Origin of the sequence: Pandoraea apista (assembly GCF_001465595.2) — a bacterium.
Classification (GTDB): domain Bacteria; phylum Pseudomonadota; class Gammaproteobacteria; order Burkholderiales; family Burkholderiaceae; genus Pandoraea; species Pandoraea apista.
On sequence record NZ_CP013481.2, the window covers coordinates 1,650,446 to 1,674,961 of the forward strand.

At 63.8% G+C, this 24,516-nt stretch carries 22 protein-coding genes; 8 read left to right on the forward strand and 14 right to left on the reverse strand.

The genetic code is table 11. The annotated features are described in order from the left end of the window. Nucleotides 1-4: 4 nt before the first annotated feature. From AT395_RS07670 to AT395_RS07690, 5 genes are all read right to left on the reverse strand, one after another. Nucleotides 5-868 (reverse strand): ABC transporter ATP-binding protein, encoded by an 864-nt coding sequence (locus AT395_RS07670; protein ID WP_082117608.1) that lies wholly within the window; start codon nt 866-868, stop codon nt 5-7. Next, entirely contained in the window at nt 862-1,992 is a 1,131-nt protein-coding gene (locus AT395_RS07675) for an ABC transporter permease (RefSeq protein WP_082117607.1), read from the reverse strand. Before AT395_RS07675 ends, AT395_RS07670 begins: the two co-directional genes overlap by 7 nt. A 6-nt stretch (nt 1,993-1,998) precedes the next feature. Continuing rightward, nucleotides 1,999-3,042 carry an ABC transporter substrate-binding protein gene (locus AT395_RS07680; RefSeq protein ID WP_082117606.1) on the reverse strand — a complete coding sequence of 348 codons (1,044 nt, stop codon included), beginning with the start codon at nt 3,040-3,042 and terminating at the stop codon, nt 1,999-2,001. A gap of 79 nt (nt 3,043-3,121) precedes the next feature. Further along, nucleotides 3,122-4,018 carry a class II aldolase/adducin family protein gene (locus tag AT395_RS07685; protein WP_042112282.1) on the reverse strand — a complete coding sequence of 299 codons (897 nt, stop codon included), beginning with the start codon at nt 4,016-4,018 and terminating at the stop codon, nt 3,122-3,124. Nucleotides 4,019-4,034: 16 nt separating this feature from the next. Then, nucleotides 4,035-5,132 (reverse strand): LLM class flavin-dependent oxidoreductase, encoded by a 1,098-nt coding sequence (locus AT395_RS07690; RefSeq protein WP_042112281.1) that lies wholly within the window; start codon nt 5,130-5,132, stop codon nt 4,035-4,037. 254 nt (nt 5,133-5,386) lie between these two features. Between AT395_RS07690 and AT395_RS07695 the strand changes: the two genes are divergently transcribed. The 4 genes from AT395_RS07695 to AT395_RS07710 all read left to right on the forward strand — a co-directional run bounded on the left by AT395_RS07695 (nt 5,387) and on the right by AT395_RS07710 (nt 10,475). After that, nucleotides 5,387-6,697, forward strand: a complete 1,311-nt coding sequence (locus AT395_RS07695; RefSeq protein ID WP_083577654.1) for an acyl-CoA dehydrogenase family protein — start codon at nt 5,387-5,389, stop codon at nt 6,695-6,697. Further along, entirely contained in the window at nt 6,694-7,341 is a 648-nt protein-coding gene (locus tag AT395_RS07700) for a cysteine dioxygenase family protein (RefSeq protein ID WP_048627634.1), read from the forward strand. Before AT395_RS07695 ends, AT395_RS07700 begins: the two co-directional genes overlap by 4 nt. A 166-nt stretch (nt 7,342-7,507) precedes the next feature. Continuing rightward, the gene (locus AT395_RS07705) at nt 7,508-9,166 is read left to right on the forward strand and encodes a rhodanese-related sulfurtransferase (RefSeq protein ID WP_083577655.1); all 1,659 of its coding nucleotides are present in this window, start codon (nt 7,508-7,510) and stop codon (nt 9,164-9,166) included. 178 nt (nt 9,167-9,344) lie between these two features. Then, complete coding sequence (locus AT395_RS07710) at nt 9,345-10,475, forward strand: glycosyltransferase family 9 protein (protein ID WP_072632939.1); 1,131 nt, start codon at nt 9,345-9,347, stop codon at nt 10,473-10,475. Between the two features lie 47 nt (nt 10,476-10,522). On the opposite strand, the gene AT395_RS07715 is transcribed toward AT395_RS07710, so the two are convergent. The 8 genes from AT395_RS07715 to AT395_RS07750 form a co-directional block, all read right to left on the reverse strand. Continuing rightward, complete coding sequence (locus AT395_RS07715) at nt 10,523-10,912, reverse strand: DUF1801 domain-containing protein (protein WP_042112278.1); 390 nt, start codon at nt 10,910-10,912, stop codon at nt 10,523-10,525. Nucleotides 10,913-11,273: 361 nt separating this feature from the next. Next, the gene (locus tag AT395_RS07720; protein WP_042112277.1) at nt 11,274-12,434 is read right to left on the reverse strand and encodes an iron-containing alcohol dehydrogenase; all 1,161 of its coding nucleotides are present in this window, start codon (nt 12,432-12,434) and stop codon (nt 11,274-11,276) included. A 24-nt stretch (nt 12,435-12,458) separates the two neighbouring features. Beyond that, nucleotides 12,459-13,106: a branched-chain amino acid ABC transporter ATP-binding protein gene (locus AT395_RS07725; protein ID WP_042112276.1), complete on the reverse strand. Its 648-nt coding sequence runs from the start codon at nt 13,104-13,106 to the stop codon at nt 12,459-12,461. Continuing rightward, a complete protein-coding gene (locus AT395_RS07730) occupies nt 13,099-13,863 on the reverse strand; it encodes an ABC transporter ATP-binding protein (RefSeq protein WP_042117137.1) in 765 nt (254 codons plus the stop codon). The genes AT395_RS07725 and AT395_RS07730 overlap by 8 nt, the downstream gene beginning before the upstream one ends. A gap of 11 nt (nt 13,864-13,874) precedes the next feature. Further along, a complete protein-coding gene (locus tag AT395_RS07735; RefSeq protein WP_082164624.1) occupies nt 13,875-14,885 on the reverse strand; it encodes a branched-chain amino acid ABC transporter permease in 1,011 nt (336 codons plus the stop codon). After that, nucleotides 14,882-15,778, reverse strand: coding sequence for a branched-chain amino acid ABC transporter permease (locus tag AT395_RS07740; protein WP_042112274.1), 897 nt, complete (start codon nt 15,776-15,778; stop codon nt 14,882-14,884). Before AT395_RS07740 ends, AT395_RS07735 begins: the two co-directional genes overlap by 4 nt. A gap of 136 nt (nt 15,779-15,914) precedes the next feature. Next, nucleotides 15,915-17,207: an ABC transporter substrate-binding protein gene (locus AT395_RS07745; RefSeq protein WP_224787469.1), complete on the reverse strand. Its 1,293-nt coding sequence runs from the start codon at nt 17,205-17,207 to the stop codon at nt 15,915-15,917. Nucleotides 17,208-17,317: 110 nt separating this feature from the next. Next, nucleotides 17,318-18,766: an NAD-dependent succinate-semialdehyde dehydrogenase gene (locus tag AT395_RS07750; RefSeq protein ID WP_048627633.1), complete on the reverse strand. Its 1,449-nt coding sequence runs from the start codon at nt 18,764-18,766 to the stop codon at nt 17,318-17,320. Nucleotides 18,767-19,014: 248 nt separating this feature from the next. Between AT395_RS07750 and AT395_RS07755 the strand changes: the two genes are divergently transcribed. Then, a complete protein-coding gene (locus tag AT395_RS07755) occupies nt 19,015-19,845 on the forward strand; it encodes an IclR family transcriptional regulator (RefSeq protein WP_082117977.1) in 831 nt (276 codons plus the stop codon). 250 nt (nt 19,846-20,095) lie between these two features. Further along, nucleotides 20,096-20,737 (forward strand): flavodoxin family protein, encoded by a 642-nt coding sequence (locus AT395_RS07760; protein ID WP_048627632.1) that lies wholly within the window; start codon nt 20,096-20,098, stop codon nt 20,735-20,737. A 155-nt stretch (nt 20,738-20,892) separates the two neighbouring features. Here AT395_RS07760 and AT395_RS07765 read toward each other — a convergent pair whose 3' ends face one another. Further along, nucleotides 20,893-21,609: a GntR family transcriptional regulator gene (locus AT395_RS07765; RefSeq protein WP_042112272.1), complete on the reverse strand. Its 717-nt coding sequence runs from the start codon at nt 21,607-21,609 to the stop codon at nt 20,893-20,895. Between the two features lie 177 nt (nt 21,610-21,786). Between AT395_RS07765 and AT395_RS07770 the strand changes: the two genes are divergently transcribed. After that, entirely contained in the window at nt 21,787-23,007 is a 1,221-nt protein-coding gene (locus tag AT395_RS07770; RefSeq protein WP_042112271.1) for a pyridoxal-phosphate-dependent aminotransferase family protein, read from the forward strand. A 189-nt stretch (nt 23,008-23,196) separates the two neighbouring features. Next, the gene (locus tag AT395_RS07775; protein ID WP_042112270.1) at nt 23,197-24,474 is read left to right on the forward strand and encodes an MFS transporter; all 1,278 of its coding nucleotides are present in this window, start codon (nt 23,197-23,199) and stop codon (nt 24,472-24,474) included. Nucleotides 24,475-24,516 lie beyond the last annotated feature (42 nt).

The following is a 24,516-nucleotide window of genomic DNA, read 5'->3' on the forward strand; positions in this document are numbered from 1 at the left end:
ACGATTACCAGCTTGCATCGAGTCCCAGATGTCGGAGCGCTTCGTGGCGCAGTTCGGTAATACGCGGGTCGCCGCGATGACGCGGATAGGGGAGATCGACGCGCAGTTCCGCCACGATCTTTGCCGGACGCGGACTGAACACGATCACGCGCTGTGCCAGGAAGAGGGCTTCCTCCACGTCGTGCGTGACGAGCAGCGCGGAGAAGCCGGCGCGTTGCCACAACTCGACCAACTCGCTTTGCATCGCCAATCGCGTGAGCGAATCGAGCTTACCGAGCGGCTCGTCGAGCACCAGCAGGCGAGGATCGTTGACGAGGGCACGCGCGAGCGCTACGCGTTGCGCCATGCCGCCGGAGAGTTGATGCGGAAAGGCGTCGGCGAACTCGGCGAGACCTACGCGAGCCAGCGCTGCATCGACCCGGTGGCGCTCCTTGCCGAGTACACCACGCGCTTGCAGGCCGAGCGCGACGTTATCGCGCACGCGCCGCCACGGGTAAAGCGTGGGGTCCTGAAACACTACGATGCGCGACGGATCGGGTCGCGTAATCGCGGTACCGTCCTGCGTGATCGTGCCGCGCGTTGCCGTCTCCAGCCCCGCCACGAGGCGCAGCAATGTGGACTTGCCGCAGCCGCTCGGCCCGAGCAACGCCACGAACTCGCCCGGGGCAACGCTCAGATTCACGTCGTCTAGCACCTGCAAGGGCGCCTGACGCGTGCCAAACCAGTGGTCGACGCCGCGAATATCGATCCGTGCGCCGGTGTCGTTCGCGGAGGCAGAGGCGCCGTTGCCGGTGAGAGACGCCGCAGCATCCGCATACGGCGGGTCGAGCCGCTCCAGCGTTGGGGAAGACGTTGCGGCGCTTACCATTTGACGGTTCCTTTCTGCCATGCGAGCGCGCGGTCACGCACGGTGAAGAGCAGGGTGATGACGCCGGAGAACAGCAACGCCATGACGATCAGGGCGGCGTACATATTCACGTAAGAGGCCCAGCCCTGCGCCCATGTGAGGTACCAGCCGAGACCGGACTTTACGCCCATCATTTCGGCGGTCACGAGGACTGAGAACGAGGCGCCAAGCCCCATGAACAGACCGACGAAAACGTTGGGCAACGCAGCGGGTATCGCCACACGCAGCACCAGAAACGCATCGGACGCCCCGAGCGTGCGTGCCACGTCGTAATAGCTCTTGTTCACCCCTGCAACGCCTGACCACGTCAGGACAGCGACCGGAAATGCCGTCGACAGGGCAATGAGGAAAGCGGCGGCGGAGTAGCTCGACGGGAAGAAGTAGAACGTGAGCGGCAACAGGGCAGTGGCCGGCACAGGGCCCAGCACGCGCAACACCGGATGCACCCAATAGCCGATCGCGCGCGACCAGCCGATGGACACGCCGATCAGGAAGCCCGCAATGGCGCCCAGCCCAAAGCCGATACCCAGCAGCTTGAGCGTGTTCGCGGCGCTGTCGCCGAGGCGTTGCCAGTCGTCGGTATAGACCTCGATGAGGGCTTGCGGCGGGGCGAAGAACGGTGTGGGCAGCGAGCCGGTCTTCGCGGTGAGGATTTCCCAGGCGCCCAGCACGAGCGCCATTGCCACGAGCCACGGTCCGGCGCCCGTGAGCGCTTCGCGCAGACGCAGCAATGGCGGCGTGGCTCGACCCGCGACTGACAGCACTGCGAGCAGCGCGGCGACGACCAGTGCCAACACGCCCAGCTCGTCGGTAAAGGCCCAGTCGGAGAAGCCCACGACCTTGTTGGGCCAGCGCAGCGTGAGCGTGCCGAAGGCGGCCCACGCCAGCGCGGCGGCGAATCCGGTGCCCCATAGCGCCGGTGTGCGCGGCGCGGCGAAAAGCTGATCGATTTCCGTCTCGTCGAAGCGGGGTAGGGGGACGGGCACCGACGCGCGCAGCGTCGTGCCTTCCGCTTGTTCTGCGAGTTCCAGCGCCCCGGCGGGGGAGGCCCCGCGCAGTGCAGCGTTATCGAGAATGGCACTCATGGTCGTTTATCCCAGGACATTGGCGTAGACGTGCTGCGCCAGTTTCTGCGGATCGGTGCTCTTTTTGAGCACACCGATGCGGCGGAAGTCGTCGGCGAAGAAGGCGATTTCATCGCGCAGGTCTGTGCCGGTCGGATGGTGCGAATAGGTGAGCGTGGCGTACAGCTTGCGCAAATCCTCGGGGCTGATCTTCGGCGAGTACTTGGCGAAGATCTTCGCGGCCTCGTTCGGGTTCTCGTTGACGAACTCCGTGGCTTGCACGATCGAGCGCGCGAGTGCGCTTGCTGCCGCGCGGTCATTGCGCACCAGTTCCCCGCGCGCGCCGATCACGCAGCACACCTTGCGGGCGTATTCGCCGCTCAGGTTGGTGGCCAGTTCGACGTAGGCGCCGTTGGTGCGCTTCTCGAGCAGGTACAGATTCGGATCGCCATCGGCAATCGCCTGAATCTCGCCCTTGTCGACGGCAACGCCGAGCAGGTCGGCCGGGTATTGACGCCAGGTAATGTCGCGATCGGCGTCGATGCCGTTCTTCGCGAGCAGGATCTGGAAGAAGTGTTTGCCCGGCGCCGCGAGGTCAGACACGCCGATGGTCTTGCCCTTGAGCGCGGCGAGCGAGGTCACGCCAGCAGCCTTCGCGCCGAGCAGGCGCACGCAACCCCCGTGCGAGCTGCCGATAATCTTCACGTCGAAACCGGCTTCGAGCGGCTTGAGCCAGCGGTGGATCATGCCGACGGCGGCATCGGCCTTGCCCGTGGCGATCGATTCGAGCAGTTGGTCGGTCGAGCCGCTGTAATTGATGAGGTCGACTTGCAGGCCGTTTTTCTCGAAGAAACCACGCTCTTGAGCGGCGACGATGGGCGTCAGGCAAAACGAGTTTTGATTCCACGCGAACGTGAGCTTGCGCGGTTGCGACCAGGCCCGGCGTCCGAGCAAGAGCGCAGGGGCGGCCAGTGCAGCGGCCGTGCCTGCCCGCAGTATCTTGCGGCGCCCCGTGTGAACTTCACTTGGCGTCGTAACTTCCGGTCCGTTGGCGGTGTGACGAAACTTCATGGATACGACTCCCCTGTTGATTTTTGATGGTCGTGGTCGGTTGGTTGAAAGGCGGGGCGTGCCCCGCAACGTCAATCCGTCAGTCGAGCAGATCCGGTTCGGCGGCGACGAGTCCTTCGTAGAGGCTTTCGAACGAGTACAGCGCGCCCTCCGGGCCGCCGACCTGACTGTGCGTGTGGCGCGCGGTCGCGTCGTCGATCGGCTGCGGCGTGCCTGCGGCTTCGGCAAGCAATTGGGTGTGGGCGGCGTTCTCCAGCGCGATGTACCACCAGGCGGCGGCTTCGACGCTTGGGCCGGCGGTGAGAATGCCGTGGTTTTTCAGAATGACGCCCTTGACCGTGCCGCTGCCGTCGGGCTTGTTCAGCGCGTGGGCGATACGGTTGCCCTCGCTGTCGTCGACCACCATGCCGGTGAAATCGTCAAACAGGGCGTGGTCTTCGAAGAAGCCGCACGAATCCTGCGTGAGCGGATCGAGCGGTCGTCCGAGCGTCGACCACGCCTTGCCGTAGGTCGAATGCGTGTGTGCAGCCGCAACGAGATGCGGATGCGCTTCATGGATGGCCGCATGAATCGCGAACGCCGCCTTGTTAAGCGGCCGGTCGCCCACCACCGTCTCGCCTTGGGCATTGACGAGCAGCAGATCGGAGACCTTGATGCGCGAGAAGTGCACGCCTAGCGGATTGACCCAGAAGTGATCGGTCAGCTCGGGATCGCGGGCGGTGATGTGCCCGGCCAGTCCGAGGTCGAAACCGTGTCGCGCGAAGATGCGGAAGGCCGCGGCCAGACGTGTCTGGCGGTGGCGGCGTTCGGCCAGCACGTCGTTGCGCACGGGCGGCGGGTCGAACCAGAAGCGCTGCTGCGGCGCGGCGTTCAGTACCAGCCCGGTCGGCGTGGTGCGAGTTGGGGCGGGGACAGGCGTGGGGTTGGACGTCGAACGTCCGAACGCGTGGGTGTCAACGGGCAGAACGGCAGCCATGAGTCTCTCTCCTGAATCAGGCCGCGCGGCGCGTGGCGTCGTTTTGACGATCGCGTTCGGCCACGAGCGCGCGCAGACGCGGAATCAGCTCACGGCCATAGTCGATGGCGTCGCCCAGCGGATCGAAGCCGCGAATGAGGAACGTGGTCACACCGAGGTCGTAGTAATCGAGCAGCGCGTCGGCGACTTGCTCGGGCGTGCCCACGAGTGCCGTGGAGTTCGAGCGTCCGCCGATGAGCTTGGCGATCTCGGTCCATAGCACCTTGTCGAGGCGCGCCCCCTTGTCGGCGGCGGCGAGCAGACGTCGTGCGCCTTCGCTTTGCAGCGCCGAGCCCTGCGGCAGGCCAGCGGCCTCGCGAATGGCCCTGGCTTGCGCGAGGATCTGGTCGGCGCGTGCCCAGGCTTTCGCTTCGGTCTCGGCGAGAATCGGGCGGAACGACACCGAGAAGCGCGGCACGCGACCGTGCACCGCAGCCGCGGCCCGCACGCGTGTGGTGATATCGCGTACCTGATCGAGCGATTCGCCCCACAACGCATAGATATCGGCGTGCTTGGCGGCGACTTCCAGGGCGGCGTCCGAGGCCCCGCCGAAGAAGATCGGGACATGCGGCTGCTGCACCGGTTTGACCTCCGAGAAGCCTTGCGTGAAGCGGTAATACTTGCCCGCGTGATCGAACGGGCGATCTTCCGTCCAGAGGCGTCGCAGAATGCTCAGATACTCGTCGGTACGCGCGTAGCGCTCGTCATGAGAGAGATAGTCGCCGTCGCGTTGCTGTTCGGCGTCGGAGCCGCCCGAGATGAAATGAACGCCGAGACGGCCGCCGCTGAACTGGTCGAGCGTGGCGATCTGACGCGCGGCCAGCGTCGGTGCAACGAAGCCCGGACGATGCGCGAGCATGAAGTGGATGTTCTCGGTCACGGTTGTCGCGTAGGCGATCGTGAGCGTGGCCGAGGGGCTGGTGGAGTGATGCGGCACCAGGATCCGGTCGAAGCCGGACTGCTCGTGAGCGCGGGCGAAGTTGCGCACATAGTCGCGGTCGACGGCCGGGCCTTTTTGCGGATGAATTTCGGATTGCTTACTGCTTTGAATCATGCCGATGATTTCGACGCTCATGAACGCTCTCCTTGTGTGGGGCTGGGGACGCGTGCACGGCGACATGGGTCGGTTTGCGCTACACGCCCATCGATCGGTAACAGACGGTGAACGGGAGTGAGCCTACGCAAACAATTGGCGGCCGTTAAATAATCATTTCCGCAAAGATTATTCGATATGGATGGTTGGGCGAGGCCCCACCGCGCCTTACGCTATGGGCACTGCGTAAGACGGCGCGTTCTGCGCCTAACGCGTATTTGCTTATTCCAAAAGTCATGTCTTCACTTGGCCAATCGACGTTGCTGTCCGGCGCGTTGCCGTCGGCGAACCCGGCGCCGTCCGGGGCGGTGCTACCCTTGCCTCGGGCCGAGGGCCCGGCACGCCTCGCACAACTGGACGCCTTGCTGCCCCCCATCACGCGCGTGCTCGCCGAGCGCGCGGCGGCGCTCGACCGCGAGGCACGCTTCCCGTTCGAGAACTTCGCGCTATTGCATCGCCACGGGCTGATCGCAGAGATCGTGCCGCGTGCGCACGGCGGCGGCGGGGGCGGACTGGCGGTGGCGCGGCGTATCGTCGGCGCGATTGCGGCGGGCGAATCGGCGACCGCGCTCGTGTTGACGATGACCTACCTTCAGCATCGCTCGCTTGTACGTACGAGCACGCACTGGCCCGAGGCGCAGCGCCATGCCGTGTTCGACAGTGCCGTGCGCGACGGGGCGCTGATCAACGCGCTGCGTGTCGAGCCCGATCTGGGCACGCCTGCCCGGGGCGGTTTGCCGTCGACCATTGCGCGGCGCACCGAATCGGGTTGGCGGTTGTCCGGCCGCAAGCGCTATTGCACCGGCATTCCGGCGCTGCGTTGGCTCTCGGTCTGGGCGAGAACCGATGAACCGGAGCCCCGGGTCGGGGTGTTTCTGGTGCCGCGTCCCGATGGTTCGCAAGCCTCGCCCGATCGACAGGGGATTCGTGTCATTCAGAACTGGGATCACCTTGGATTGCGCGCGTCTGGGAGTCATGAAGTCGTACTCGAAGAGATCGACCTGCCGTTCGGCAATGCGGTCGACATTCGTTTGCCGCACGAGTGGGCGCCGGCGGGCATCGGTCAGCGCGATAACGACGCCCATATCGAACAACAGGCGTGGATGAGCGTCTTGCTCGGCACGCTTTACGACGCGGTGGCGCGCGCTGGTGCCGATTGGCTCGTGACATTCCTGAACACGCGTGTGCCGGGCAATCTCGGGGCGTCGCTCGCCACCGTGCCGCGTATTCAGGAGACGGTGGGGGAAATCGCCACGTTGCTGCACGTCAATCAGCGATTGCTCGACGCGGCGGCGGCGTCGGCGGACGACGGTGAGCCGGATGACGACATTGCCAGCGGTGCGCTAAAGTTCACGGTAACGGGCAATGCCATTCGGGTTCTCGAACTCGCTTTGCAGCTCTCGGGCAATCACGGGCTTTCACGCAACAATCCGCTTGAGCGTTACCACCGCGACGTGCTGTGCAGCCGCATTCACACGCCGCAAAATGACACCATTCTGGGCGCTGCCGGCCGGCGGGCGCTCGCTGCTTTCCGGGAATCCGTATGACCGCAGTTTTGGATGGCATCGCCCTTTCCAGCGATTTGCCCGAACACGATTACGAAGCGCTCGATCCGTTGCGCAACTTTGTCGCCGCGTTTTCGAGGCTGCTGGAGCGTCGTCCGCATGAGACGACATTGCTCGAAGAGGGGGCAGGGCTGCTCGCCCAGCTGGTCGCACGGGACGACTGGCTACCCGAGGCGTTTGCCACCCCGCATCCCGAGCATTATCAGCAGTACCTCCTGCATTGCGATTCGGCGCAGCGTTTTTCCATCGTGAGTTTCGTGTGGGGGCCGGGCCAGCGCACGCCGATTCACGATCACACCGTTTGGGGCCTGATCGGCATGCTGCGCGGGGCCGAGGATTCACAGCCTTACGTGCTCGATGCAAAGGGGGTGCCGGTCATCGCGGGAGAGCCGGTGCGTTTGTCGCCGGGCGACGTGGAGGTGCTCTCGCCGCGTTTGGGAGATATTCACCGTGTGACCAACGCGTATGCCGACCGCGTGTCGGTAAGCATTCACGTATATGGCGCGAACATTGGTGCAGTGCATCGCAGCGTGTTCACCGAGGTGGGCGAGCGCAAGGGTTTTGTCTCCGGCTACGCCAATGCGCAGTTGCCGAACCCGTGGGGCCGGGCGGTCCAGCGCGTCTGAGACGCGCGACCCCGTGAGCCGCGCAGCGCATGTCGCGGCGCACCACGTTGTGCGGCGCGCGTGCGGGTGCCTTCTGCCACAATGGCCGTCTGCCTGTGCATGCGGGATAGCCCGCTACGCCGACACTCGATACCGAAGCTACGTTTGACGAATTCAAGGAACCACCGTGTCCGTTCACTCGACCGATGCGCCGTCGCAGACGGCTGATCAGGCGCCAGCCGCCGCAGATTTCACCTTCCCCGAACTCAGCTTTGCCGACGTGCGTGCCGCGTTGCTCGCGCGTGAAGAAATCGCGTTGCTCGACGTACGCGAAGAAGATCCGTTCGCGCAGGCACATCCGTTATGGGCAGCGAATCTTCCGCTATCGCGAGTGGAGATCGAAGCGTGGGCGCGTATTCCGCGACGCGATACGCGCATCGTCGTGTATGGCGAGTACGACGGTCGCGATCTCGCGCCGCTTGCTGCCGGCGTGTTGCGCAAACTCGGCTACACCGACGTCAGCCTGCTTGCGGGCGGGCTCGACGGCTGGATCGCCGCTGGCGGCGAAGTGTTCCGCGACGTCAACGTGCCCAGCAAGGCGTTTGGCGAGTGGGTCGAGGGATTGCGCCATACGCCGTCGCTATCGGCACAGGAGGTGCAGGCATTGCTCGACGCAGAGGCCGACGTCGTCGTAGTCGACGCCCGACGCTTCGACGAATACCAGACCATGAACATACCGGGTTCCATCAGTGTGCCCGGTGCCGAACTCGTGCTGCGTGTTCGCGAACTGGCACCCGACCCGGCGACGCGCGTGATCGTCAACTGTGCCGGACGCACGCGGAGCATCATCGGCACGCAATCGCTCGTCAATGCCGGTCTGCCGAATCCGGTGGCGGCCCTGCGAAACGGCACGATCGGCTGGACATTGGCCGGACAGACCCTCGAGCGCGGGGCGGATCGGCGTCACCCCGCGACCGTACGCGAGGCGACGCTGGCCGTTGCGCGAGAAGGGGCGAGAGCCGTTGCCGACCGGGCGGGCGTGCGCCGTATCGCGCTGGCCGACGTGCCTTCGCTGAATGCGCCGGGGCGCACCGTATATCGCTTCGACGTACGAACGCCGGAAGAGTATGCGGCGGGACACTTGCCCGACTTTGCCAGCGCACCCGGCGGGCAGCTCGTACAGGAGACCGACCATCAGGCGCCGGTGCGCGGCGCGTGGATCGTGCTGGCGGACGACGACGGCGTGCGTGCCGACATGACCGGTTCGTGGCTGGCGCAGATGGGGTGGACCGTGTACGTGGTTGAGCCCCACCCTGCCGAGGCGCGCAGTGCGCAGGGCGGATGGCCGTTGCATACACCGTGTGCGCCCGAAGTGGCGAGCGTCTCGCCTGCGTTGCTGGCGCGATGGCTCGACGAAGCACGGCCGGGGCAGATCGCAGTGCTCGACTTCACCTCGGGAGTCAACTACGTCAAGCGCCACATTCCGGGGGCGTGGTTCGTCATTCGTGCGCGGCTGGCCGAAGCGTTGCACAAGATCGGGCCGGCACAGCGTTACGTGCTGACCTGCGGATCGAGCCTGCTCGCGCGCTTTGCGGCTGCCGATCTGCGGCGTCTGACCGATGCCGAGATCGTGGTGCTCGACGGCGGCACACAGGCGTGGATCAACGCCGGCCTGCCGCTCGCCTCGGGAGAGACGCATCTGGCCAGCGTGCGCGACGATCGGTATCGTCGTCCGTACGAGGGCACCGATAATGCGGCCGAAGCCATGCAGGCCTATCTCGACTGGGAGTTTGGGCTCGTCGATCAACTCCATCGCGATGGGACGCATCACTTTCAGGTCGTCTGACGCACGCGGGGCAGCGACAACGAGACACCGGGGCGATGCGAGTCGCGTTTGCGCTGCCGTCCTTGCGGGCAGACGTGGCATACTCCCCAACTTCTGGCGCAGTCGCCCGACTCGCGATGTGAACCTGCTCACAGGCATGCGGGGCCGGGGCGGCGGCCGACCTGCTTTCGATTCGATCATGCCATTGCAGCGCTTCATTGCCCGCCGACTGGGGGCGCTTACCGAGCCCAGCACCCGTATTCCTTACGCGTGGGTGTACCACGAGCCCGACGTCTTCATGCAGCGCACCTCGTCGCTGAGCGTTGCCAAAAAATATCTGCATCGGCGCTTGCGTCTTGCCATGAGCGGGCAGTCGAGCCGTGAAGTGCGTCATGTGGCCCCGAACGCGCGCGTGCTGTGGATCTATGGCGGCAAGGCGTCGGTGGGCGATGCCGTGATGGACATGTCCGGCCGGGCGCTTCTACGTGGGCGCGAAGGGCCTGTCGATCTCTTGATAACACCTGGGCTCAAGGCCGTGTTCGAGGGCGACGACATCTTTCGTCACGTTTACGACGATCCTGCGAGTGTGAATCCGGGCGATTACGACGTCGTCGTATTGCAGGAATTCAACTATCCGACACTGCGGCTCAAGCGTAAGTTCTTTCCGTCGTTGCCGTTCGCCTGCCTGTTCCGCTTCTTCCACGGGCCTGACCGTAACCAGACTCAGTTCAGCCTTGCGGCTGTCAACGACGTCTTCTCGCTGGGGCTTGCACCGGACGATCTGTTTGTTCGCGCGAAACCGTATCTGCGAGCCGAGTCCGAGGTGCCTGCGGCCATAGCGCAGCAGTTGCCCGGGGGGCCGTACCTTGTTCTTGCGATGGGGGGAGTCGAGCCGCGCCGCACCTATGCGCACTGGCGTGAATTCCTGCAAGCCTACGACATTGCGTATCAACCGGGGATGCCGGCGGGTATCGTGTTGCTGGGATCGGGCAACGGTGCCGAGGCGGCGAAGGCGTTGATGACGGCGACATTCGTGAATCTGACATTGACGTCATTTGTTGGCCAGTTGACGTTGCGGGATGCGAAGCGCGTGATTGCCAACGCCTCGCTTTTCGTGGGGGCCGACGGCGGCTTGATGCATGTCGCGCATACGACACCGACGCCGAGCGTGACTCTCTTCGCGAAGGCGGAGCCTCCCTATTTGCGGTTGACGCCGCAGTGCCAGTCGACGCCATTGCAGACCGACTCCGACGTGAGTGCGGTCGATCCGTCGGCGTTGGCCGAGACAGTCATAGCGGCCTTGGCGTCGACGCCGCCGCGTTTGCGCTAGGCCGACTTCGGCGGCACCTCTCATCCCGCCCTATACCCGGCAGAGATTCAATCCGAGGTGATGGGGTTGGCTTTGATTGCTGCGCGGATGAGGGTAGTGAGGGCGTTTTCGTTGACGGTATCGCCGGGATGAAAATCGATGGCGCGGCGAGTATTGCCGTCGAGGCTGGCGTTAAAGAGGTGGGAGGGATCGGGAAGCGAGGCGCCTTTGGCGAACGTGAGTTTCACGGTGGCCTTATAAGTTTCGCCGGTGCAGAGAATGCCATTACAGGACCAGACGGGGACACGCCATTTCCATTCCTCGACGATATCGGGGGAGGCGTGGGTAATGATAGAGCGGAGTTGTGCGAGGAGGGAGCCGCGCCAGTCGTTGAGTTCGGCGATGCGTTCGTCGATAAGGGCGGTGGCGTTGGGGGCGTCGGGAGTGGCCTTCTTCATACGGGAGAGTCTCCGCAAGCATGGGCAGACACGGGGTACGAGAATTGCCATTGTAGCGAGGAAAGAGGATTCCGCGAGGGGTGAGCCGAGGGGGAAAGAGACGGATCGGGGCCCCTTTCCGAATCGAGTTGGGTTTATGTCTGAGAGTCGGAAAGGGGCCTCGGTCCGTCGGGGAGGTGCTGCTGAGGTGGGCAGCAGGTCTGAGCCGGGCAGCAGGTCTGAGCCGGGCAGCAGGTCTGAGGTGGGCAGCAGGTCTGAGCCGGACAGCAGTTCTGAGGCGAGGCAGGGGGAGGCGGCGGCAGGTTGGTTAGCGGGTTAGCCGATGAGCCAACCCGCGACGAAGGGCGCCAATCCCTGCGATTCAGAATGCGGCGCTATAGATGGCGAAAGCGTCTGCCTCGGAGACTTCCCGAGGGTTATTCACGAGCAGGCGGGTTTGGAGCATGGCGTCGCTGGCCATGCGGGCGATGTCCTCCTGCTTGACGCCGACTTCGCGCAAAGTGCGAGGAATTGCGGTATCCACGATCAACTGTTCGATGTGTTGAATGAGCGCGTCGGTTTTCGCCTCATCGCTGCCGGAGATTTTAGCGGGCAGTATCACATCGGCGAGTTCGGCGTAAAGCTTGCTGGCTGCGGGGGCATTGAAGCGCATGACGTGCGAGAGCACGAGGGCGTTCGAGAGGCCGTGAGCGACATGGAAAATACCGCCGATCGGATAGGCGAGGGCGTGAACGGCGGCCACGGGCGAATTCGCGAACGCTTGTCCGGCGAACATGGCGCCGACCAGCATGGCTTCGCGGGCATTGCGGTTGTTGCCGTCGTTGCAGGCGGGCAGCAGATTGCGCGAAAGGAGTTCGAGCGCTTTCACGGCGAGCGTGTCTGAAATCGGGTTCTTCAGATGCGCCGACGTATAGGCTTCGATGGCGTGCACCATCGCGTCGATACCCGTTGCGGCCGTTGCCGCGCGCGGCAGGCCGAGCGTGAGTTCCGCGTCGAGAATCGCGAGATCCGCGTAGAGTTGCGGGGCCACGACCCCCATCTTCGTCGTCTCGCCGGTCGTCACGATCGATACCGCCGTGACTTCCGAGCCCGTGCCGGCGGTGGTCGGCATCTGCACCAGCGGCAGGCGCGAGCCCGTCACCTTCTTGATGCCGTACATCTCCTTGATCGACTGCGTGCCCGGGAGCAGCACCGCGAGCAACTTCGCCACGTCCATCGACGAGCCGCCGCCCAGGCCCAGCACAATCTCCGCATCGGCCGCGCGAGCGCGCTCGGCCGCTTCCAGCACCACATGCTCCGGCGGATCGGCGATCACGTCGTCGATCACCGACACCTGCCAGTCATGCTTTGCGAGGTCGGCCAGCGCCGGGGCCAGCAAGCCGCTCTTATGCAAAAAACCGTCGGTCACCACACACAGGCGTTTGCCCGTCGGATACTGCTCGCGCAACAGCGCGCCCAACCGGCGTGCCGCGCCGAATTCCACAATGACGGTCGGGACCGTCTGGAAACGAAAAGCGTTCATGATCGTTGTCCTCTTGAGACCTTCTCAGACTGACGCGACCATCTGGCCGCGATCGATTCGGTAGACGTTATCGAGCACCGCACCGGCGTGTTGCAGGTCAGCACCCGAGAGAATCACAGCGAGACCCGCGCCGCGCATCTGGCCGATCACCTCGGCAATGCGCTTCGAGAGTGCCGGGGCCACGCCTTCGAACGGCTCGTCGAGCATCAGCAGACGCGAGCTTGTCATCAGCGCGCGTCCGACGGCCACCAGTTTCTGCTGGCCTCCCGACAATTGCAAGGCACGTCGCGGTGCCCACTCGCGGGCTTCCGGAATGATGCCGTACACCTTGTCCAGACGCTCCTGCACGTCCTTCGCCTTCAGCGCCCAAGCCGGCACACAGAGATTTTCCTCCACCGTCATATCCGGAATCAGACGACGATCTTCCGGCGCATAACCGATCCCCAGCGACGTGCGTTCATGCGACGGTGCTTTCACCAAATCCACGCCGTCGAACGTCAGCGTGCCGCCGTTCGGTTTCACCAGTCCCATGATCGCGCGCAGCGTTGTCGTCTTGCCTGCGCCGTTGCGCCCGATCAGACCGACGATCGCGCCCTTCGGCACCGAAAAGTGCACCCCGCGCAGAATGTCCGTCGCACCGAAGCGCACATTCAGATTTCCGACTTCAAGCATGGGCCACCTCGCCTGCCATATGCCCCGTGCCCGGCACTGCGGCCACGGTCTCGCCAATGATCAACTCGCGCACTTGCGGGTCGGCCAGCACCACATCGGCCGTGCCGTCCGCCAGAATGCGGCCGTCGCAGAACGCCAGCACCCGGTCGCTGTATCGACGCACGATTTCCATATCGTGTTCCACGAAAAGCACCGTAATGCCCAGGGCGCGTGCCGCGTCCAGCACACGATTCATCACGTCGAACTTCTCTTCTGCCGCCACCCCCGACGTCGGTTCATCCAGTAGCAGCACTTCCGGCTTGCAGACCATCGCGAGCGCAATGTCCAGCAGCTTGCGCACGCCCTCGGGCAGCGTGCCCGAAAGCATGTCCGCAAATTCCAGTACGCCCAGACGCGCCAGACTCTCGTTCGCCAACTCGGCCGACAGCCCCGAAATCGCCAGTGCAATCTCGATGTTCTCCCGCGCCGTCTGCGAGCCGAAGAGCTGCGGAATCTGGAAAGACCGCGCAATGCCCAGACGCGTAATCTTGCGCGGCGCGAGCCCCGTGATGCGCTTGCCACGGAACACAATCTCGCCGCGATCCGGCTTGATATAGCCCGTGAGCATATTCACGAACGTGGTCTTGCCCGCACCGTTCGTGCCGATCAACCCAACCACACTCTGCGCGTCGATATTGACCGTAATGTCCTTCGCCGGCGTGACACTGCCAAACGTCTTGTACAGGCCCGTAGCCTCAATGATGTGTTTCGATGCCATCTCGTGCCCCTTCATGCTGCGTCGCCCGAGGCGGCAGCCGTTGCCGTGTGCGTGACCGGATGCGCAGCGGCCGGCTTGCGGCGCGCGAGCCCGAGACTCGTCAGCCCGCCCGGCAGGAACGCAATGATGGCCAGCATGATGGCGCCCATGACGATCTGCCACGTGTTCGGCGCGTAGCGATACGCCATCGCGCGAGCCACCTCCAGCAACAGCGCGCCGATAAACGGCGAGAACGCAAAGCGTGTGCCCGAGAGCACTGCGATGAAGACAAACTCACCAGAGGTTGTCCAGAACGCCATGTCCGGATCGATGTGGCCGATGTTGAATGCCTGCAACGCACCGCCCAGACCGGCAAGGGCGCCCGCGATCACATACGTCAGATGAATGTTCGCCCGTGCCGACGTGCCCAGATACTCCACACGGATCTCGTTGTCCTTGATCGCGGGGCCGAGACGGCCCGGTGTCGAACGCATATACAGCGCGACCGCCATCACACAGACAATCGCCGCGATGAAACCCACCGCGAACAGATTCGTGCCCGTGAGTTGCCACGGCTCGGCGCTGCTGCCGAGTGTCGGAGCGTTCACGTTGAAGCCATCGCTGCCCCCGAGTTCCACGTTATTGAGCAACAGGCCGTAGCAGATCATCGACAGCGCCAGCGTGAGCATTGCGAAGAAAATGTCGCGATAACGGGCCAGCAGGAACCCGAGCACCAGCGCGAGTAAGGCCGAGACGATCATCGAGACGGCCAGCAACGCGAACAGCTCGGTCAGACCGTAATAATTCATGCCGAGGCCCACGCAATACGCGCCGACCGCGAAGAACAGCGCCTGCCCGAACGAGGCCAGCCCCGTGCGCAGCAACATTGCCAGACCCAGCGCGACAATGCCCTTCGAGAGCGCCACCGACACCAGAAACTGCCACTGCGGCAGCGCCAGGCCTGCCGCACCGATGGCGGCGAAACCGATCACCGCGAGCCACGTGCCGGGCGCGCGCAGGTGAGAACAAATTGCGGAACTCATATCTTGCGAGCCTCCATCGGAGCGAAGATGCCTTTCGGGCGCACAGCCAGCACCAGCGCCATGACGATATAAATCGAGAACAGTTCGCCTTGCGGCCAGTAATGCACGGCGCTCGCACGCACCAGACCCACCAGCAGTGCGCCAAAGGCCGCGCCGGGCAGCGAGCCGAGCCCGCCGATCACCACCACCGCAAAGGTCAGCACCACGATCTCGACACCCATGCCCGGCGCTACCGACACCGTTGGCGCAGTCAGGGCGCCGCCGATGGCGGCCAGCACCGCACCGGCCATGAACGTCAGCACGAAATAGCGGCTCACGCGAATGCCCATCGCCTGACTGACTTCACGATCGTGAATCACCGCGCGCAACAAACGGCCGCTGCGGGTGAACTTCAGGAACGACGTGAGGCCGATACCCGCCACGAGCGCCACGCCCACGATCAGGAAGTTGTAGTTCGGGTACGAAAGACCGCCCAGATCGAAATTGCCGAGGAAGCTGTACGGCTCGGACACCGAGTACGGATCCACGCCCCACACCAGCTTGATCGCGTCTTCCATGATCAGGAAGAGCGCATAAGTGACCAACAGCAGCACCACGGGGTCTTGCCCGTAGAAACGCTTGAGCACCCCGCGCTCCATGATGAAACCGATGGCCCCGCCCGCGACGATGGCCGCCAGCACGAGCAACAGATAGCTCACGTAAAGATTGCCGCCCTGGGCAACCCACGGGCCGATCAACGTCACGCCAGCGTACGCGCCCAACGCGTACAGGCTGCCGTGCGCCATGTTCAAGATTTTGAGCACGCCATAAACGAGGGTCAGTCCCAGGGCAACCAGGAACAGCCACGCGGCGTACATCACCCCGTCCACCAGGACGGCGTAGATCTGCGACATCTCGCATTCTCCTTGGAACGCAAAGCGGCGCGCGGTACATGGACCGCCACGCCAGCCTTGCGGGTACGACTCAAGGTCGTGACAGCACGATTGCGCGGAGGACCGTGAGGTCCTCCTGAACGAGAAACGAAACGCCTTAGTGCTTCAGGCCGCCCTTGATCCATTCGGCCGACTTCACGCCTTCGGGCGGGGTGACTTCCGCGATCGAATACTGCTTCACGTCCGTCACGGTGACCTTGCCGTTCACGTTCTTCACAATGCCGAACGCTGTACCTTGCGCTGCCTGGTGCCCCTTGCCCAACGTCAGGCCGATCTTGCCGGCCGGGGCGTCGAAGGCGAGGTGCTCGAACGAGGCGATGACCTGCTCCGGCGTGGGCTGCTTGCCGCCGTTGGCCGCCTGCGCCTTTTCATAGGCGGCCTTGAGCGCGAGAATGCTCTGGTTCATCTTGTACGACGGGTAGCTCGGCGTATCGTTGAACTTCGCGCTGTAAGCGGTGCGCAGCCAACGGTTCAGGGCGTTGTCCGGCGCGAACATGCCGTACATGCCGCGTGCGCCGATGATTACGCCGTCCGGCAGACGCGTCTTGCCGTGGGTGGCCGTCTCACCGGCGGTGAGTACGGTGAGCGACTTCTTGAACAGATCGCGCGGACCGGCCTGCACCACGAGGCCTTCCAGATCGCCGCCCCAGAAGCTCGAATGCAGCACGTCCGGATGTGCAGCCAACAGGCTGGAAATACCGGCGTTGTACTGGCCTGCGCCCAACTGCGGCATTTGCGAGCTGACCGCCTTCGCATTCGGCTTGAGCGCCTTGAGCGTGCCTTCGAAGTCGGCCCATGCGTCCTGACCCCAGGCGTAGTTCTGATTGATGCCGGCGTACGTTTGCAGATCCGGCTTGCGCTCGGCGACATAGCGGGCCGCGCCCACGTTGTCCATGGTGGCCGTGGCGACCGGGCGGAAGACATACTTGAAGCTGGCGTCCTCGAACACGCGCGGCGTGCCGCAATCGAAGAACAGCGTGACCTTCTTCAGTTCTTCCGCGACCGGCGCGATCGCCAGGCAGTTGCCCGACGACGTGTAGCCGACCACATAGTCCACGCCCTGATTCAGCAAGTTGCGGTATTCGCTCACTTGCTTGCTCGTGCTGCCGGCTTCGTCGATGTAGACGAGTTCGATCGGTGCGCCGCCGAAGCCCTTCGTGGCATACGGGGCAGGCACCTTGCCGGCGTTGAGTTCGGCTGCCGTGACTTCGGCGGCGTTCTTGGCGGGCACGCCGAAGGGGCCGGCGGCGGCACCCGACATGAACGTCACGATACCGATCTTGATCGGCTTTCCGTCGGCTTGCGCCGTGGTGGCAACCGAGGCGATGGCGGCGCCGGCCGCAAGTGCGAGAGCGAGCGGCTTCATGCCGCGCTGGATAACGCGCTTCATACTGGTTTCCTTTGGTGGTGTTGCGACTGATGTGTCGATTTATGCGATAGCGGAGTTCTGATGCTCCGGTGCGCCGGTGCAATCGACGGGCCCGTTGCCGGGCCCGAGCGTCACACTTGCAGGCACAGGTACTTCAGTTCGAGGTATTCCTCGATGCCGTAGTGCGAGCCTTCGCGGCCCACACCCGATTGCTTGATGCCGCCGAACGGCGCGACTTCGTTCGAGATCAGGCCGGTGTTCAGGCCGACCATGCCGTATTCGAGCGCTTCGGCCGTGCGCCACGCACGCGAGATGTCGCGCGTGTACAGGTAGGCAGCGAGACCGAATTCCGTGTCGTTCGCCAGAGCAATGGCGTCTGCATCGCGAGCGAAGCGGAACAACGGGGCCACCGGGCCGAAGATTTCTTCGCGCGCCACGCGCATTTGCGACGTTGCGTCGGCGATTACCGTCGGTGCGTAGTAGGTGCCGCCCAGCGCGTGTGCTTCGCCGCCGACCAGCACTCGGCCGCCGCGCGACTTCGCGTCTTCGACCAGCGTTGCGACCTTTTCCACCGCTTTGCCTTCGATCAGCGGGCCGATCGTCACGCCGTCTTCCAGGCCGTTGCCGACCTTCATCTCGGCCACGCGCTTCGCGAATTTCTCGGCGAATGCGTCGTACACGCCGTCCTGAATGTAGAAGCGGTTGGCGCATACGCACGTTTGGCCGCCATTGCGGTACTTCGCGGCGATGGCGCCTTCAACGGCAGCGTCGAGGTCGGCATCGTCGAACACGATGAACGGCGCATTCCCGCCCAGTTCCAGCGACATGCGCTTGACCGTCGGTGCGCACTGCGCCATGAGCAGACGACCCACGCCGGTCGAGCCGGTGAACGACAGCTTGCGCACGCTCGGGTGCGCGGTGAGCACGCCGCCCACAGCGCGGGCATCTCCCGTGACCACCTGGAACACACCGCCCGGAATGCCGGCACGGTGCGCCAACTCGGCCAGCGCGAAGGCGGAGAGCGGCGTGAGTTCCGAAGGCTTGACTACGATCGCGCAACCGGCAGCCAGTGCCGGGGCGACCTTGCGCGTGATCATCGCCGCCGGGAAATTCCACGGCGTGATGGCCGCGCATACGCCCACGGGTTGCTTGAGCGTGACGAGGCGCTTGTCCGAGGCAGGGGTGGCGAGCACGTCGCCGTCTACACGCTTGGCCTCTTCCGCGAACCACTCGATGAAGCTGGCGGCGTAGGCGATCTCGCCACGCGATTCGGCGAGCGGCTTACCTTGCTCGCGGGTCATGAGATACGCCAGATCGTCGGTATTGGAGATCATCAGGTCGAACCAGCGGCGCAGCACGGCGGCGCGTTCCTTGCCGGTGCGGGCGGCCCATGGCTTTTGGGCGGCTTCGGCGGCTACCACGGCGCGCGTGGTTTCCTCGGCGCCGAGCTCCGGCACCTTGGCCAACACCTCGCCCGTGGCCGGGTCCAACACGTCGAACGTCTTGCCGCTGTCGGCCGCGATCCATTGACCGTCGACCCAGGCGAGAGTCTTGAGAAGGGTAGTGTCTTTGAGTTGCATGGCAGTGGGCCGGGCTCGCCGGCGGTTCCTGTTGGCGAAACGGCGTGCGGCAGTGTCTCGGCTTGCCGCTTGCCGTTCTATCTATTGAACGGTATTCTATGTATTGAATGTGATTCTACGTATTGAACGTTTCGGGTGCAACTAAGGGGTTTTCCTAGGGCGGAATGAGAATGACTTGCCCGTACCATGCTGGCGGCGTGGCCCGCCACCCGATCCCTTCCCACGATTTCGAAGCCGACTCCCGATTCATGCCCAAGCGCAAACTCGACGTACCTGCCAACGCCTCAGCCGACCCCCTTGCCGTCGAGCCGCTCAAGACCACGGCACCTGCCGTGGTGCGGGCGGTGCACATCCTCGATGTGATCGCGGCGTCGTCCGAGCCGGTGGCGCTGGCCGATCTGGCGCGCGAGACGGGGGTGCCCAAGAGCACGCTGCACGGTTTGTGCGATACGCTGGTCAAGCTGCGGCTGGTCAAGCGTCACGCCAATGGCGGCATGACGATGGGCTCGTACGTGATGGGGTGGGCAAATGCATTTCTGTCGCAGACCAACATTACCGAGGAGTTCCGGGCGGTCTGGGAGGCATCGCGTGCATTTGCGCAGGAGACCGTGACACTGTCCGTGCTCGATGGCGCGGACGTCATCTATCTGGCCTGTCACAACGGTAACCGGCCGTTGGGCGTAACGTTCCGCATTGGCATGCGGCTGCCGGCTCCCTACACGGCGACGGGCAAGGCCATGCTCTCGACGCTGCCGCCGGGCGAGGTCGCCGATCTGCTGACCGGCGCCTGGCCTGCACCGCTTACGCGTGCGAGTGTGAGTTCCTACTCGGCATTGGCCGACGAGATGGCGCAGGTGCGTCGAGACGGCTATTCGATCGACAACGGCCAGATGCGCGAAGGCATGATCTGCTTCGGTGCGCCGGTGTTCGATGCCAGCGGCGAGCGTGCCGTGGCAGGGCTGGCGGTCAGTTTCCTCACGAATGAGATCGATTCGGAAACCGGCCAGCGTATTGGACGCCAGATGCGCGAACTGGCCGATCAGCTCTCCGTGCGGCTCGGCGCGTCGGCCCGTCGCTAGCGCGGACCCACGCGCTCAGCGTGGTGTCATCTTCCCGTCAGGCAGGCACCGGCTTGCCGACAGCGTGGTGTCGTCATCGGATTGTTACTGTTGGCGGAACAGTCATGTCCAATTATTCAGGCTATTCCCTAGGGGTTATCACTGGCATTATTTGGCCTTGACTCGATGTCCAGACAAGCCAGAGGAAGCGTAGGGAAGCGCGATCCCGGCGGTGCCATGGGGCGGACATCCATTCGGGAAGCACTACGCCATGTCCAATATTGCAATCGTGTATTACTCGCAAGGCGGCGCAACCGCCATGATTGCTCATTCCGTCGCGCAAGGCGTGAACGACGCCGGCGCACATGCACAACTTCTCAGCATTGAGCCGCACCAGCTCGTCGACGGGCAATGGCACGACGAGGCCATGCTCGCGCGTCTCGCGGCTGCCGACGCCATCATCTTCGGCGCACCGGCCTATCAGGGCGGTATCGCCGCGCCGTTCAAGGCATTTGCCGACGCCACGACCGGCATGTGGCGGGCTCGCAGTTGGCGCAACAAGGTCGCTGGCGGATTCTCGTTCAGTTGCCGTTCGGCCGAGGACAAACGCCACACCCTCGATTACTTCGCGGCGCTTGCTGCGCAGCAGGGCATGGTGTGGGCCGATGCCGAAACGACGGACATCGCTCCGGGCGCTTCTGCCCGCCAGCGTCATCCCGGCGATTTCCCGGCCGCCATCGTGTCGGGGATGGAGGTCGATGCCGCCTATGCGCTCGATCCGGCAGATGTGATCGCAGGTAAGCAATACGGCCGCAACGTTGCAGCGCTGGTCGCGCGTCTCGCGGGGGAAGTACTCGAATCGCCCGCCGTGCTGGCACGTCGCGCACTGGAGGCGGCCGAACGCCGTCTTTGATGCCATCTCTGGCGCCGGGCAGACCGGGTTGATGCCGCACGACCTGTGCGTGGCAAACGGCTCGCGAAAGGCCGTCGGAGATGGCTGGCAGTACCAATGAAAAAGGCGTGGGGCCGGAGAGGGCGCCCACGCCTTTTTGTATTTGCGGGCTCGACTCAGTTGCTCGGTGCGTCGCTCGACGGTTCCGCGTGGATTTGCAGAACGGCGTCGCGCTTGGCCAGCAAGTGCTTGCGCAGAATTTCGCCGAGGCGCTTGCCGTCGTGCTTTTCCAGCGCATCGATCATTTGCTCGTGCTCGGCAATGGCGCGATCCCATTTGTCCGCGTGAAAGTTCGAGCGAAAGCGCAGCGCCATCAGCCGGCGATTGATCGACATATAAGTCTGTCGCAACGCGCCGTTGCGTGCCGCTTCGTTGATGCGGTCGTGAATTGCCTGATTGCGCGCGTAGTAACCCGGCAGATCCTGCTGCGCGCGGCACGCGAGCATTGCGTAATGCAGCGCCTTGACCTCGGCCAGTTCGACGGGTGTCATGCGCTCGGCCGCCAACTCGCCCGAAAACGCCTCGAGTGCGCTCATCAACTCGAACATCTCCCGGATTTCCTTCTCTGTCATGCGGGCGACGCTCGCGCCGCGATTCGGGGCGATCTCGATCAATCCCTCTGCGGCCAGCACCTTGAAGGCTTCGCGCAGCGGCGTGCGCGAAATGCCGAGCGTCTCGCATAACTCACGTTCGTTGAGTTTGACCCCCGGGGAGAGCACCCCCTCGATGATGAGCTTGCGCAGATGCTCGACCACCGTGTCGTGCAAACGCAGGCGTTCCACCCGGGGAATGTCGGGCGCGGCAATCGTCGACGTGTTTTCCATTTTTTGCATTCAAAATCATCAAGCCTTCATGGGCACGATTGTAACGTACCGTATCAGGCACCCGTATCTCTAGGGTAAACGCCTGTATTAAAAGCGCTTCTCACCTCTTGCGAAAGTCTTCGGCTCTGTTAAAGTATTTTGCATGCAAAATTCAAAAGCGAATTTTTGAAGAGGAGAGAGACGTTCATGCTGAAGCTCGATTTCCATCCCTCGGGTCGCCATTTCCTGCAGATCCCTGGCCCCAGCCCGGTGCCCGATCGCATTCTGCGCGCCATGAGCTACCCGACGATCGATCACCGCGGTCCGGAATTCGGCGCGCTCGGTCGCAAGGTGCTGGCCGACATCAAGAAGATTTTCAAGACGGAACAGCCGGTCGTGATCTATCCGGCGTCGGGCACGGGGGCATGGGAAGCCGCGCTGACGAACACGCTCTCGCCCGGCGATCATGTGCTTATGTTCGAGACCGGGCACTTCTCCACGCTCTGGAAGAAGATGGCCGAGAATCTGGGACTGAAGCCAGAGTTCATCGGCCTGCCGGGTACCGATGGCTGGCGTCGCGGCGTGCAGCCGGACATGATTGAATCGCGTCTGCGCGCCGACACCGCACATGACATCAAGGCCGTGTGCGTCGTGCACAACGAAACCTCCACCGGCGTTACGTCGGACATCGCGGCGGTGCGTCGCGCCATCGACGCGGCCGGACATCCCGCGTTGCTGCTCGTCGACACGATCTCGGGCCTCGGTTCGGCTGATTACCGTCACGACGAATGGGGCGTGGACGTGACCGTCTCGGGCTCGCAAAAGGGCCTGATGCTGCCGCCGGGGATCAGCTTCAATGCGGTCTCTCCCAAGGCGCTCGAGGCGGGGCGTCACGCCAGGCTGCCGCGCGCCTTCTGGGGCTGGCAAGAGATCATCGAAGCGAACAAGAACGGTTACTGGCCGTACACGCCGAACACGAATCTGCTGTACGGCCTGTCGGAAGCGTTGGACATGATTCTCGAAGAGGGGCTGGACAACGTGTTCGCACGTCACCAGCGACTGGCCGAAGCCACGCGCCGCGCCGTGCGTGCGTGGGGTCTCGAGATTCAGTGTCAGGACCCGGCCGTGTACAGCCCGGTGCTCACCGGTGTGGTCATGCCACAGGGGGTGGATGCCGACGAGGTGCGCAAGCGTATCTACGAACGATTCGATATGTCGCTCGGGCAGGCGCTCGGCAAGATTCGCGGCACGATGTTCCGTATCGGCCATCTGGGCGACTGCAACGACCTCACGCTCATGGCGACGCTCGCGGGTTGCGAAATGGGGCTTCAGATTTCCGGTGTGAAACTCGCCGGTTCGGGTGTCGTCGCCGCGATGGACTATCTGGCGCAGGCAAAAGACACGCCGTCGTTAAAGGTGGCCGCCTGATCTGCCGTTAGTTGTCCTAACCAGGAGACGAGGGTGCCGTTGCCGTAATCGGTGTCCTTGCAGTGAACGCTTTAATTGTCATTCATGCGTCACAGGGCTTCCGTACAGAAGAGCCCGTGACGCAGCAACACCTTTTGCGCTGCCGGCACGCTGCGGGCGCGCTTCACAGGATGTTTCAGGAGACATGCAATGAAGCTTTTCAAAGCGACACGGGTCGTGCTGGTGATGCTATGCGTCATGTATTTCATCACCTACCTCGATCGTGTCAACGTCAGTACGGCTGCGGCCGGCTTCGGCAAGGAATTCAATCTCAACAAGACCGAAATCGGTCTCGTCTTCTCCGCTTTTGCTTATCCCTACCTTGTTTTCCAAATCATCGGCGGCTGGGTGAGCGATCGCTTTGGTGCGAAGCGTACGCTGCTCGTATGCGGCGCATTGTGGGCCGTTGCGACCATTCTCACCGGTATGGCGGGGGGGCTCGTTACGCTGTTGTTGGCGCGTTTGCTGCTCGGTCTCGGTGAAGGGGCTACGTTCCCGGCCGCCACGTCGGCCATGTCGCGCTGGATTCCGAAAGAGAAGCGCGGTTTCGCTCAGGGGATTACGCACGCGGCGTCGCGCATCGGCAATGCCGTGGCGCCGGCCGTGGTGGTATTCATCATGGCAACGCACGGCTGGCGCGAGTCCTTTTATCTGTGCGGTATCGTGAGTCTCGTTTGGGTGGTGCTGTGGGGCTTCACGTTCACGGAACGTCCGCAAGATCATCCGCGCATTACGACAGAAGAACTCGCGGTGCTGCCCGCCCTGAAGGCCAAGAGTGCATCGGTGCCGTGGGGGCCGCTGTTCAAGCGCATGATGCCGGTCACGATCGTGTACTTCTGCTACGGCTGGACGTTGTGGCTGTTCCTGTCGTGGATTCCGCAGTACTTCCTGCACAGCTATGACCTCGATCTGAAGAAGTCTGCGTTGTTCGCGTCGAGCGTGTTCTTCGCCGGTGTGGTGGGCGATACGCTCGGCGGGATCGTCACCGATAAGCTGTACGAGCGCACGGGCAGTCTGAAGCGCGCACGTAGCTGGATGGTGTCCGTGTGCATGCTGCTTACGCTGATTTCGCTAGTGCCGATGATGTTCACGCACCATCTGTACGTGTCGATGGCCTGTCTGGCGTTCGGCTTCTTCTTCGCCGAAATGACGATCGGCCCGATGTGGGCGATCCCGATGGACGTGGCGCCGGAATATTCGGGCACGGCCAGCGGCATGATGAATACCGGCTCGGCGCTGGCGGCGATTCTCTCGCCGGTAATTTCGGGCTACCTCATCGATCGCACGGGCAACTGGGAACTGCCGTTCGTCGGCAGCATGATCCTGATGGCTGTCGGTGTGGTGCTGGCCTTCCGCATGCAACCCGAGAGCAAGTTCTCGATGGCCGGCGATGCCGCCAAACCGAGCAACGCCCGTCAGCCTGCCTGACGCGCGCAGGGGGCTCGCCTGAGCGTCCCTTCGCCGAGGGGG

Coding starts and splice junctions, on each gene's coding strand:
- AT395_RS07675 (WP_082117607.1), bottom strand. CDS start 1,992: ATGAGTGCCATTCTCGATAACGCTGCACTGCGCGGGGCCTCCCCCGCC.
- AT395_RS07740 (WP_042112274.1), bottom strand. CDS start 15,778: ATGTCGCAGATCTACGCCGTCCTGGTGGACGGGGTGATGTACGCCGCG.
- AT395_RS07745 (WP_224787469.1), bottom strand. CDS start 17,207: ATGAAGCGCGTTATCCAGCGCGGCATGAAGCCGCTCGCTCTCGCACTT.
- AT395_RS07720 (WP_042112277.1), bottom strand. CDS start 12,434: ATGAACGCTTTTCGTTTCCAGACGGTCCCGACCGTCATTGTGGAATTC.
- AT395_RS07730 (WP_042117137.1), bottom strand. CDS start 13,863: ATGGCATCGAAACACATCATTGAGGCTACGGGCCTGTACAAGACGTTT.
- AT395_RS07765 (WP_042112272.1), bottom strand. CDS start 21,609: ATGCAAAAAATGGAAAACACGTCGACGATTGCCGCGCCCGACATTCCC.
- AT395_RS07735 (WP_082164624.1), bottom strand. CDS start 14,885: ATGAGTTCCGCAATTTGTTCTCACCTGCGCGCGCCCGGCACGTGGCTC.
- AT395_RS07760 (WP_048627632.1), top strand. CDS start 20,096: ATGTCCAATATTGCAATCGTGTATTACTCGCAAGGCGGCGCAACCGCC.
- AT395_RS07680 (WP_082117606.1), bottom strand. CDS start 3,042: ATGAAGTTTCGTCACACCGCCAACGGACCGGAAGTTACGACGCCAAGT.
- AT395_RS07770 (WP_042112271.1), top strand. CDS start 21,787: ATGCTGAAGCTCGATTTCCATCCCTCGGGTCGCCATTTCCTGCAGATC.
- AT395_RS07685 (WP_042112282.1), bottom strand. CDS start 4,018: ATGGCTGCCGTTCTGCCCGTTGACACCCACGCGTTCGGACGTTCGACG.
- AT395_RS07750 (WP_048627633.1), bottom strand. CDS start 18,766: ATGCAACTCAAAGACACTACCCTTCTCAAGACTCTCGCCTGGGTCGAC.
- AT395_RS07700 (WP_048627634.1), top strand. CDS start 6,694: ATGACCGCAGTTTTGGATGGCATCGCCCTTTCCAGCGATTTGCCCGAA.
- AT395_RS07725 (WP_042112276.1), bottom strand. CDS start 13,106: ATGCTTGAAGTCGGAAATCTGAATGTGCGCTTCGGTGCGACGGACATT.
- AT395_RS07695 (WP_083577654.1), top strand. CDS start 5,387: ATGTCTTCACTTGGCCAATCGACGTTGCTGTCCGGCGCGTTGCCGTCG.
- AT395_RS07690 (WP_042112281.1), bottom strand. CDS start 5,132: ATGAGCGTCGAAATCATCGGCATGATTCAAAGCAGTAAGCAATCCGAA.
- AT395_RS07755 (WP_082117977.1), top strand. CDS start 19,015: ATGCCCAAGCGCAAACTCGACGTACCTGCCAACGCCTCAGCCGACCCC.
- AT395_RS07715 (WP_042112278.1), bottom strand. CDS start 10,912: ATGAAGAAGGCCACTCCCGACGCCCCCAACGCCACCGCCCTTATCGAC.
- AT395_RS07775 (WP_042112270.1), top strand. CDS start 23,197: ATGAAGCTTTTCAAAGCGACACGGGTCGTGCTGGTGATGCTATGCGTC.
- AT395_RS07670 (WP_082117608.1), bottom strand. CDS start 868: ATGGTAAGCGCCGCAACGTCTTCCCCAACGCTGGAGCGGCTCGACCCG.
- AT395_RS07710 (WP_072632939.1), top strand. CDS start 9,345: ATGCCATTGCAGCGCTTCATTGCCCGCCGACTGGGGGCGCTTACCGAG.